This is a genomic window from Rhizocola hellebori, assembly GCF_016862955.1.
GTDB lineage: Bacteria > Actinomycetota > Actinomycetes > Mycobacteriales > Micromonosporaceae > Rhizocola > Rhizocola hellebori.
Map to the genome: position 1 here is coordinate 1 of NZ_BONY01000147.1, position 11,137 is coordinate 11,137.

Consider the following 11,137-nt stretch of genomic DNA (forward strand, 5'->3'; position numbering starts at 1 on the left):
GGAGCGCCCGGAAGAGTCGGAGCGCCCGGAAGAGTCGGAGCGCCCGGAAGAGTCGGAGCGCCCGGAAGAGTCGGAGCGCCCGGAAGAGTCGGAGTGCGCGGCGGAGTCGGGGCCGTTGGCAGAGTCGGGGGCGTCGGAGTCGGATTCTGCGTCGGTTTCGGTGGCTGACCAGCGGGCGGCGGCCTGTTCGGCGGCTTCGCGCAGGTCCTGGCCTGGCTCGGAGGCGGGTTTGGCGGCGGGACGTTGCCACGGAGGCACCCATGTTGACGCCTGCTTTTCCAGGTCACTCATCGGTGTCTACTTCCCCATCCTCGTATTCGTCGATGTCCAGCTCAGCTGCCCCGTCGTAGCCGCTCCATCGGACCACCAGCTCGCCTAGCGCTATCTCCTGGTTGAACTCCACGAGCCCTTCGCGGTAGAGCTCCAAGAGTGCCAGGAATCTAGCAACTACCTCAAGTGTGTTAACACAGTCAGCTACGAGCGTCTCAAAACTGGCCTCTTCAAGGAAGCGCAAACGGTCACGCAAAACCTCGGCATGTTCCCGCACCGAGACGCGGACCTGGTGGATGTGCGCGATCGACACCTGCTTCGGCACCTGCTGCTTGGGCGCCAACGCCCGCACGGCCAGCTTGAGCAGACGATCGGCGCCTATGCCCAGTACCAAGTCAGGCAAAGCGGCGGCATATTGGGGCTCCAGCGAAACGCTGCGGGGCCAGCGGCGATCGCCGACCTCGGCAAGCTCGGCCAGCACGGCGGCCGCCTGCTTGAAGGCGCGATATTGCAGCAATCTGGCGAAAAGCAGGTCGCGCGCCTCGAGCAGCGCGAGGTCCTCCTCATCCTCGACCTCGGCAGCCGGAAGCAGCCGCGCGGCCTTCAGGTCGAGCAGCGTCGCCGCGATCACCAGGAATTCGCTGGCCTCATCGAGATCCCACTGATCACCCATGGAACGGATGTGCGCGATGAACTCATCGGTCACCACGTGCAGCGCGACCTCGGTGATCTCCAACTTGTGCTTGCCAATGAGCTGCAGCAAAAGATCGAAGGGGCCCTCGAAGTTGGTGAGCCGCACGGTGAAACGGGTGGTTACGGCCTCACTCACACTGCAGACCCTATCGCGCGGCTTGAGCGGCGATAACCTCACGTGCCAGCTGGCGGTAGTTGCGCGCTCCCGAGGAGGCCGGGTCGAGCGAGGTGATCGGCGAACCGGCCACCGTGGACTCCGGGAACTTCACCGTTTTGGTGATGACCGTCTGGTACACCTTGTCGCCGAAAGCCTCCACGACCCGTTGCAAAACCTGGCGGCAGTGGGTGGTGCGGCTGTCGTACATGGTGGCGAGGATGCCTTCGAGCTCGAGGTCGAAGTTGAGCCGCTCGCGCACCTTGTCGATGGTGTCCAGCAGCAGCGCGACCCCGCGCAGGCTGAAGAACTCGCACTCCAGCGGGATAAGCACCCCGTGTGCCACGGTCAGCGCGTTGATCGCGAGCAGGCCGAGCGACGGCTGGCAGTCGATGAGGATGTAGTCGTAGTCCTTGCGCGCGTGGCGCAACACGCGCGACAGCGCCATCTCCCGCGCGACCTCGTTGACGAGCTGGATTTCCGCCGCCGAAAGGTCAATGTTGGCCGGTAGCAGGTGCAAACCCGCCACGTCGGTCTTGATCAGCGCGTCCTCGACCGTGACATCGTCCTGCATCAGCAGGTTGTAGATCGAAAGATCGAGGTTGTGCGGGTTCACGCCCAGACCCACCGAAGCCGCGCCCTGCGGATCGAAATCGACCAGCAGCACCTTGCGGCCGTATTCGGCCAGCGCCGCGCCAAGATTGATGGCGCTGGTGGTCTTGCCGACGCCGCCCTTCTGGTTGGCCATCGCAATGATCCGGGCCGGTCCATGCCGGTCGGTCGGCATCGGTTCGGGGATGTCTTTGCGTGCCGTGTACGCGGCTGGATCCGCCGGACCGAGATCAGCGCTCAGGTCCAACCCGGACGCATCCGCCCGCATCGATGAGGTCCATGCCCCAACTCGGTCGTTGCCTGCCATGCTGCTACGTCCTTCCACCCATCGTGGACGACTGTACGTCACCGCGTGTCGAGTAGTAACTGGGACACGCGGTGACGCAGCTCAGACATAGGTTAAGCGAGGACCTGCTCGAGCGAGAGGTGGCTGAGGTGGTGCGCCTCGGCGACCGGGCCGTAGGTCAGGTGGCCGTCGTAGGTGTTGAGGCCCAAGGCGAGCGCGCGGTCCTTGCGCAGCGCGTCCTTCCAGCCGTGGTTGGCCAGCGAGATCGCGTAGGGCAGGGTCACGTTGGTCAGCGCATAGGTGCTCGTCTGCGGAACAGCGCCGGGCATGTTGGCCACGCAGTAGAAAACCGAGTCGTGCACCCGGTAGACCGGGTCGGCGTGGGTGGTCGGGTGCGAGTCCTCGAAGCAGCCGCCCTGGTCGATGGAAATGTCCACCAGCACGCTGCCCGGCTTCATCCGCGAAACCATCGAGTTGCTCACCAGGGTCGGGGCTTTCGCGCCCGGTACCAGAACCGCTCCGATGACCAGGTCGGCTTCGAGCACGGCCCGCTCGAGCTCGTACGCGTTGGACATGACGGTCCTAACGCGACCTTCGAACAGGTTGTCCGCCTGGCGCAGCCGGTTGATGTTCAGGTCGAGCAGGATGACCTCGAAGCCGAGACCGTTGGCGATCTGGGCCGCGTTCATGCCGGACACGCCCGCGCCGATGACGACGGCCTTCGCGGGACGCACGCCCGGCACTCCGCCGGGCAGCACGCCGCGGCCACCGGCGAAACGCATCAGGTGGTAGGCGCCGACCTGCGGGGCCAGCCGGCCGGCGACCTCGCTCATCGGGGCGAGCAGCGGCAGGGAACGGTCTGCGGTCTCCACCGTCTCGTAGGCGATGCCGGTGACCTTCTGGGTCAGCAGGGCATCGGTGCACTGCTTGGACGCGGCCAGGTGCAGGTAGGTGAACAGCACCTGCCCGGGGCGCATGCGGTCGTACTCCTCGGCGATCGGCTCCTTGACCTTGAGGATCATCTCGGCGGAGTCCCACACGGCGTCCGCGCTGGTCAGGATCTGCGCACCGGCCGCCGTGTACTCGTCATCGGTGATCGACGATCCGAGGCCTGCGCCTGCTTCTACGACCACGTCATGCCCGTGGCGAACGAATTCGTTCACCCCGGCCGGGGTGATGGCCACCCGGTATTCGTGGTTCTTTATCTCGCGGGGGATGCCGACCTTCACGATTACCCTCCTGAGCCCGACGACGGTGTGAGCGGCCCCGTTGCCGCGCACGAAACACCGTCCCGAAGCGGCAGTCTAGGTTTGGTATACCCAGCCCGGGCCCGACACTTTGTCAGGCACTGGAGATCAACACTGACAATTTGCTAATGGCACAACACCGCCGCCGTCAGCACAACGATTCACGACTCCAGTGGATCACGCCTTGAGTGCGGCCGCCAGCAAACCGGCAACGCTGGCAGCATTGGTTATTTCTCCGCTGTGTACCATTTGCACCGCTTCGGCCAGCGGCACCCACCTCACCTGCATATCGGCTTCCTCCCCCGCCCGCTGATGCCGAAGCTCCGGCGCGACCTCGGTGATGTCGCGAGCCAGGAAGATCCGGATGCGCTCGGAGGTGAACCCGGGCGACAGGTGCAGATCGAGCAGGTGCTCCATCCGGCCGGCGGAGGAGTCCGTTTCCTCCACCAGCTCCCGCAATGCCGTCTGGGCATCGTCCTCGCCGTCGACGTCGACCAGGCCCGCGGGAAGCTCCCACAGGTAGGCCCCGACCGCATGCCTGTACTGGCGGACAAGGACCACCCTGTCCTGGTCGTCGAGCGCGACTACCCCCACCGCGTTGAACTTGTGCACGATGTCGCGGTCGACGACCTTTCCATCCGGCATGGTCACCTGGTCGGTGACGACCCGAAGGATCGGGCCACGAAACCGTTCGGTGCTTCCCACCACTTCGTACAATTCAGACTCCTGCGGATACCCCGGGTAGCTGGTCCGCCTGAGCGTAGGCGATGGAAGCGCCAACCAGGCCCGAAAACAGCGGGTGCGGCCGGGTCGGGCGGCTCTTCAGCTCGGGGTGAGCCTGCGTGGCCACGAAATATGGATGCGCTTCACGGTCCATTTCCACGAACTCGACAAGTTTCCCGTCGGGCGACGTGCCGGAGGTGATCAAGCCGGCCTGGGCGAGTGCCGCCCGGTAGGCGTTGTTGACCTCGTAGCGGTGCCGGTGCCGCTCGGTCACTTCGGTTGTCCCGTAAGCCTGCGCTACCAGCGATCCCGGCGTCAGCTTGGCGACGTAGGAGCCGAGGCGCATGGTGCCGCCCATGTCTCCCTTGCCCGCGACGATGTCCTCCTGATCGGCCATGGTGGAGATGATCGGGTCGGGGGTGCGCTCGTCGAACTCAGACGAGCTGGCCCTCGGGATCCCGGCCACATCGCGGGCGACCTCGATCGCCATGCACTGCAAGCCCAGACACAGGCCCAGCGTCGGGATCTTCTGCTCCCGCGCGTAACGCACGGCTCCGATCTTGCCCTCGATGCCGCGCACGCCGAAGCCGCCGGGGATGACGACACCGTCCACTTGCGACAGCGCCTTCGCCGCGCCCTCAGCGGTCTCGCAGTCGTCACTGGTCACCCAGCGAATGTTGACCTTCGCCCGGTGGCCGAAACCGGCCGCGCGAATGGCCTCGGAGACCGACAGGTAGGCGTCGGGCAGGTCGATGTACTTGCCGACCAGGGCGATGGTGACCTCGTGTTGCGGGTTGTGAACGCGCTCGAGCAGGTCGTCCCAGGCGGCCCAGTCGACGTCGCGGAAAGACAGGCCGAGCCGCCGTACCACATAAGCGTCAAGACCTTCCCGATGCAACACCTTCGGAATGTCGTAGATGGACGGTGCGTCGGGTGCGGAGACCACCGCCTCCTGATCGACGTCGCAGTAGAGCGCCAGCTTGCGCTTCATGTTCTCCGGGATCTCGCGATCGGAGCGGCAGACCAGCGCGTCGGGCTGGATACCGATGTTGCGCAGCGCGGCCACCGAGTGCTGGGTGGGCTTGGTCTTCAGCTCCCCCGACGGGGCCAGGTAGGGCACCAGCGAGACGTGCAGGTAGAAGCAGTTGTCTCGGCCGATGTCGTGCCGGATCTGGCGGATCGCCTCCAGGAACGGCAGCGACTCGATGTCGCCGACTGTCCCGCCCACCTCGGTGATCACGACATCGGGATGCTGGCCCTCGTCATCCGGAGCGGCCATCGCCCGGATCCGGGACTTGATCTCGTTGGTGATGTGCGGGATCACCTGGACCGTGTCGCCCAGATATTCGCCGCGTCGCTCCTTGGCGATCACCGCCGAATAGATCTGCCCGGTCGTCACGTTTGCCTTCGCCGAGAAGTTCCGGTCGAGAAAGCGCTCGTAGTGGCCGATGTCCAGATCCGTTTCGGCCCCGTCATCGGTGACGAAGACCTCGCCGTGCTGGAAAGGGTTCATGGTGCCCGGATCCACGTTTATGTATGGATCGAGCTTCTGCATGACGACCCGAAGACCCCGGGCTGTGAGCAGATTGCCAAGGCTGGAAGCCGTGAGGCCTTTGCCCAGCGAGGAGGCGACGCCTCCGGTTACGAATATGTGTCTGGTCGTCCGTGCCACGGGACTTCACAGTAACACCAATTGCCTGATCGCTCGGGATCCTACCCAGGTGACACGGCCTCGCCCGTGTCGGCGGGCAAGGATTCGGCGGCGCGGGTGCGGTCTGCGGCATGCTCAAGAGCACGCATCGCACCCACCGTGAGCAGGGGAAGAGCCGTGGCGGCGGCCGCCGCCGCCACGTTGAGGGCGACGCCGCCCAACACGCCGGCGATGATGGTGGCGACGATCATGCCGATGGCCGCGGCGCGAATCGCCGGGTAGATGCCGAAGAGCCGCTTGAGCCCACCCCACGGCCGCAGCAGCACCGCCCACGCGAACACGGCCGAGGCGATGGCCAGCACGGTGAGCGCGCTTGAGCTGAAGGCCGCCACGTTCGCCGCGCCCACCCGGTGCAGCGTGAGCGAGGAGGTGCCGTCGGCGAGCTGGTTGAGGAATCGGCCCAGACTTCCCTGCCGGTCCACCGGCCGGCGGATGTCCACCAGCGCGAAGCCCAGGGTCACCACCACGCCCGCCAGCAGCGCCCACGCCACCCGGGTGAAGGTCAGCCAGCCTCCGGCGGCCAGCGCGGCGGTGAGACACACCCCGGCCGTCAGCGCCACCGCACCGCCCGCGTCGGCGCCCAGGCTCGGGCTGCCTATGAGAACAACCGCGACCGCCCCCACCCCAACCACCAGAAGCGTGCGCCGATGTTGCGGGACACGGTGAGCCAGCCACCCGGAAAGCATCAGCACCCCGGCGATGAAGACCCCCATGACGACGATGCCCATGCCGGAGAACCGGCCGCCCTGCAGCGCCGAGTAGCCCACTACGCCGTTGAGCTGCAGTCGCGCCCCGGTCACCAGGTCGAGGCTGATCACCCCGGCGGCGATGGCCGAGACCACCCCCAGCGGCAGAAGCGTCTGGCGGGCCTTGGGCAGCCGCACCACCAGCGCGGTGAGCAGAACGGTCAGGGCCAGCGTCACGCCCGCGAAAAGGCCTCCCCGCGGTCCTGAACGCCACCAGGGCACGACGTCGGCCAGCACCGCCGCCGGCAGCACCAGCGCGGCCCCGATGAGCAGGATCTCCAGCAGGCTGACCAGCCGGGCCGGGGGCGAGGTGGGACCGGTCGGGCCGGCGTGCAGGTAACTGCGGCGCAGCAAGGGGATCACCGCGAGGTAGAGCACGATCTGCAGGCCGGCCAGCAGCGTCAAGAACCAGCCCGTGGTGCTCAGTGAGGAGGACGCCCGGCGGTCCGCGTCGGCCAGCGCCGCCTTGGCCTCCTGAAGATCTTCGGGCTTGCCCTCGGTGCGCGTCGCCGGGTTGCCGGCGAACAGGCGCTTGGGCTCCGGGCGGCCCAGCACGTGCACGGCGGTGGCGGCGAGATCGACCAATTCCAGGTACCCGGTGCGCCCGCCCGTGGTGATCGAGGTCAGCCAGCCGTTCGTCCAGCCCGGACCATCGATGACCGCTACGTGCAAACGGCCGCTGCGGTCGGTGTCGGACACCCCGGCCACGATGAGGGTCGATCCGTCCGGGCGGGCCGCCTCAAGCCGGGTCAGCACGGCGTCGGCCGCCGCGGCCTGCGCCGCGCGCTGCTCGGGGGTGGGCCCGGAGACGGTACCGACCTCGACGATGGTGAGCACGCAGGTGGACAGCAGGGTGTTGGGCTGCTCGGGAAGGGTGGGCGCATAGCGGTCCACCCGCCCGAAGGGCTTGGCCGCCGCCACCGCCGCGCCCTGGCCTACGGCCGTGGTGCAGCGCATCGACTCCGCCAGAGCCCCCGGCACCGCGCCATAGGGCAACGATCGCTGCTGGGCCACCACCGACGGCTGGTCGGGCAGGTTCGCCCCGATGTCGTCGGGCCGCTCGATGAGCACGTGCAGCTCGGGGCACTGCTCGACCACCGCGACCCGGGTGCGTTCCGCGAAGTTGCCCGCGCCCAGGGTCACCCAGCCGTCGGCCGGGCAGGTGGGCAGGTGGGCCGACCGCACCGCCAGCGAGCCGATCGAGCCGCGTTGCGCCAGCTTCCACAGCGTGGGCGTCACCTCCGGGGAGACGTCGTCCCAGCGCAGACCTGGTACCCCAGCGATAATCACGTATCCGGCGCTGCTTGATCCCGCCGGCGGCCGCGCTGCCTGGGCCTGGGCCCCAGTGAGCAGCGAAGCGAGGGCCACCAGCACCATCGTGATCAACAAAGCCGGAACGCGACGCATCAGCCTGTCCTTTTGGCCAGCTCAGCGTAGAGATTTCGCAGGCTCTCCACGGCCGCTTGCTCATTAGGCCAGGTCGCCGCACGGCGGCTGCCCCGCTGCGCAAGCTCGGCACGCGCCTGGGGATCCCCGATGAGCTTGCGGAAAGCCCGGTCCAGAGCGTCGGGATTGGACGCTTCGATCAGCTCGGCACCATCGCCGACCAGCTCCGGAATCCCGCCCACGGCGGTGGCCAGCAATGGCACCCCGGCGGTCAGCGCCTCCTGCGCGAACAGCTGCCGCGCCTCCCAAACACTGGTCACCAGCGCCAGATCCGCCGCGGCAAGCAGGTCGCCGACGTCGTTGCGGTGGCCGAGCAGCGTGACCGGTGCCCGAAGCTCCGAGACCTGCGCCGCCAAGTCCAAATAGGAGGGCCCTTCGCCCGCTATCAATATTCTGGGTACCGGGGTCAGGTCGCGCCATCGCGCAGCGACCGTGACCAGCATCGAATACCCCTTCTGCGGATGCAGCCTGCCCACCGACAACCCCACCGGCACCCCCTCGGCGATCCCCAGCGCCGCGCGCACGGCCGCCCGGCTGCGCCGGGTGCGCTGCAGCGGCGGCGCCGCCACCGGGAAGAACCGGACATCCTTGGCCCCGACCGCCTTGGCCCGATCCTCAAGATCAGCCGACGCGCACAGCGTCACGTCGGCCGCCCGCCCGACAATGCGCTCTATCAGCGTGTGCATGCGTCCCCGCAGCCCGTTGCGAAGCGGCGCGTTATGCCAGGTCACCACCAACGGCACGGTCGGCCTCGCCAGCGCGGCCGCCAGGCCCGCCCGCAATCCGTGCGCGTGCACCACCTCCGGCTTGTCGCGCACCATGATCTGGCGCAGCGCCCGCACCGCGCGCATGTCGCTGGGATGCAGATTCGCCGGGATCTCCACCGGCGTGAAGCTGGCCCCCCGCTCGGTGAACCGGAATTGCTTCTCGGTCGAGCCCGGGCCGCAGACAAGCACCTCAACGCCAGACGCAGCGAGCCGGCCCGCCATCCCGGCAACATGTGCGCCTATCCCGCCGGTGCTGGAGGCGAGCACCAGCATGGCCCTGCCCGCCCAGCCGCCCAGATAATCCGAGTCATCGTCCGCGGTCACACCGCCCCCTTTCCGCATCCCCTGCCCCCACCGCCGGCCTCCGCCCACCGGCTACTGCCCACCCTGTCACGCCACCGCCCCCACCGCCGCACACCACCGGCCCACATCGCGTCACACCATCGGCCACCACCCACCCGCACCGCGCCACCCGCGCCACACCGCCCGGGCCGCGCCGTGCCACACCGCCGACACCGCAACGCCAACGCCACACCGCCCCGTGCCACGCCCGCCCGCGCCGTGCCATCCGCGCCGTGCCATCCGCGCCGTGCCGCCCGCGCCGCCTTGCTGTGCCGCACAGGCCTCTGACATGCCGCCCCCGCCCATGCCGCCGCCCGGCCAGCGGCGGCGGGTGTCGCTTGTTGTGGGTGGCTTGGCTGCTTGTGCGCGGTCTGCGCGTTCAGGGGCGGTTGCGTGGGGCTGGGGTGAGCGGAGCGGCGGTGGCGGCTGGGGGTGGGTGGCTGGTCATACTGTGGCACTGCGCCGCCTGCGCTGCAGGAGCTTTTCCAGCTTGGCCCACGCCGCCATCGCCTCCGAACGGTCGGCCAGGGCGGCCACCACCGCGAAGACGAGACCGGCCATGGCCGTGGAGAGCGCGCCGAGGCCGATCAGGGTCCAGATCCCCGGGTTCTCCGGACGCAGGCTCCAGACCAGCACCAGCGCTGCTGCCCCGCCGGCGACCGCGGCGGCCACACCGGCGATGGTCACCCTGGATATTCCGGTCATAGCGGACTCGCCGCAGCGCTTGCGCACCGCGATGGCCAGGGCTACACCGAGCGCCGTCATGCCGACCGAGTTCGCCAGGCCCAACGCGGCCGGGCGGCTTTGCAGCGGCAGCAGCGCGCTCAAGGCAAGCGAGGCGGCGATGGTGACCGCCCACCCGATGCCCATCATCACGGCGGCCAGTTTCTGTGCGCCCACGGCGTAAAGCGTGCGCTGGTGCAGCGCGCTGAGCCCATAGCCGACAAGGCCGGGCGCGAAGGCGATCGTCGCTACGGCAAGCGCCCGCGCTTGGGCGGGATCGTGGCGCAGGAACAGGTCTGCCAGCGGCCACGCCACCGCCGCCAGCAGGGCCGCGCCGAGACAGCTCAGCAGCACCACCGCTCGCCCGGTTCGGGAGACTGTGCTGGTCAACGTCTGCGTATCGCTGGTCGCATAGGCGGTGGCAACCGTGGGATAGGTGGCGGTCGCTACCGGTACCGCCAAAACCGCCCATGGCAAAAGGAAAACCGTCTGTGCCGTGTTGTAGATGACGTAGGCGCCGTCGCTGGCGGCTAGCCCAAGCTTTATCGCGGCCAGGCGGGCCAGCTGCTGCACGCCGATCGTCACCATGCCGGCCAGCGCCAGGCTGGAGACCAGCTGACGCTGTTCGGGCTCGATGTCCAGGCTGGGGCGCAACTTCAGGCCCAGCCCGCGCACCGGGATCAGCAGGCAGCCGGAGAGGACCGCGGCGGCGAGCATCGTCCCCACCGCGAGGATCAAGATCTCGCCATTGTCCACAGTGGACAGATCGGGGTTCGTCCCGGCCACCACGGCGAAGACCACGTAACTGATCATCACGGTGACGCTGGAAAGCAGTGGGGCAAGGGCTGGCCAGGCGAACTGGCGATGCGACTGCAACACACCGGTCAGCACTATGCCCAGCCCGTAGATCGGAACCATGGGCGAGAAGATCTGCAGCATGGTCACGCCCGCGGCATGCTGCTCGGCGCTGGCCGTCGGATCCAGCGCGGAGATGATCGGCCCGGCTAGCAGGGCGAGCAGCACCGCCAGCGGCGTGAGAATGATCAGAGTCCAGGTGAGCAGGGCTGAAGCGGTGCGCCGCACGGCTTCGGTGTCGCCCGCGGCGATCGGCCCGGCCAGCAGCGGCACGACCAGCCCCGCCATGGCCCCGCCCGCCACGATCTCGAAAATAATGTTCGGGATGGCCGAGGCCGCGTTGTAGATGTCACCCAGCGCCGTCGGCCCGACTGTCACCAGCAGCACGACGTTACGGCCGAACCCGAAGATCCGGCTGACAATCGTGAGCAGGGCGATCAGGGTGGCGGCACCAATGATCTGCGTGCTCGCCGTCCTCGACCCGGCGGCCTTGGACCTCTGGGTTGCCGGCTCCGCGTTGTCGGCCGGAGGCTCCGCGTGGCTGGCGCGAGGCTCAGTTTTC

Annotated in this window: 8 protein-coding genes and 1 pseudogene; all 9 read right to left on the reverse strand. The window is 68.2% G+C overall.

The annotated features are described in order from the left end of the window. Nucleotides 1–291 (reverse strand): annotated as a pseudogene (locus tag Rhe02_RS48245) (hypothetical protein); the annotation flags it as partial. Further along, nucleotides 284–1,099 (reverse strand): segregation and condensation protein A, encoded by an 816-nt coding sequence (locus Rhe02_RS48250; protein WP_203915328.1) that lies wholly within the window; start codon nucleotides 1,097–1,099, stop codon nucleotides 284–286. The pseudogene Rhe02_RS48245 and the gene Rhe02_RS48250, both read right to left, overlap by 8 nt. A gap of 10 nt (nucleotides 1,100–1,109) precedes the next feature. Continuing rightward, nucleotides 1,110–2,036, reverse strand: a complete 927-nt coding sequence (locus Rhe02_RS48255; protein WP_203915329.1) for a ParA family protein — start codon at nucleotides 2,034–2,036, stop codon at nucleotides 1,110–1,112. Between the two features lie 92 nt (nucleotides 2,037–2,128). Then, nucleotides 2,129–3,244, reverse strand: coding sequence for an alanine dehydrogenase (ald, locus tag Rhe02_RS48260; RefSeq protein WP_203915330.1), 1,116 nt, complete (start codon nucleotides 3,242–3,244; stop codon nucleotides 2,129–2,131). Nucleotides 3,245–3,439: 195 nt separating this feature from the next. After that, nucleotides 3,440–3,979, reverse strand: a complete 540-nt coding sequence (locus Rhe02_RS48265; protein WP_239124562.1) for an NUDIX domain-containing protein — start codon at nucleotides 3,977–3,979, stop codon at nucleotides 3,440–3,442. A gap of 1 nt (nucleotide 3,980) precedes the next feature. Further along, nucleotides 3,981–5,657 carry a CTP synthase gene (pyrG, locus tag Rhe02_RS48270; RefSeq protein WP_203915331.1) on the reverse strand — a complete coding sequence of 559 codons (1,677 nt, stop codon included), beginning with the start codon at nucleotides 5,655–5,657 and terminating at the stop codon, nucleotides 3,981–3,983. A gap of 41 nt (nucleotides 5,658–5,698) precedes the next feature. Further along, nucleotides 5,699–7,849 (reverse strand): hypothetical protein, encoded by a 2,151-nt coding sequence (locus tag Rhe02_RS48275; protein ID WP_203915332.1) that lies wholly within the window; start codon nucleotides 7,847–7,849, stop codon nucleotides 5,699–5,701. Further along, nucleotides 7,849–8,928, reverse strand: coding sequence for a glycosyltransferase family 4 protein (locus Rhe02_RS48280; protein ID WP_203915335.1), 1,080 nt, complete (start codon nucleotides 8,926–8,928; stop codon nucleotides 7,849–7,851). The genes Rhe02_RS48275 and Rhe02_RS48280 overlap by 1 nt, the downstream gene beginning before the upstream one ends. Nucleotides 8,929–9,441: 513 nt before the next feature. Then, nucleotides 9,442–11,137 (reverse strand): murein biosynthesis integral membrane protein MurJ (gene murJ / locus Rhe02_RS48285; protein WP_203915333.1); only part of this gene is annotated, 1,696 nt, incomplete at its 5' end.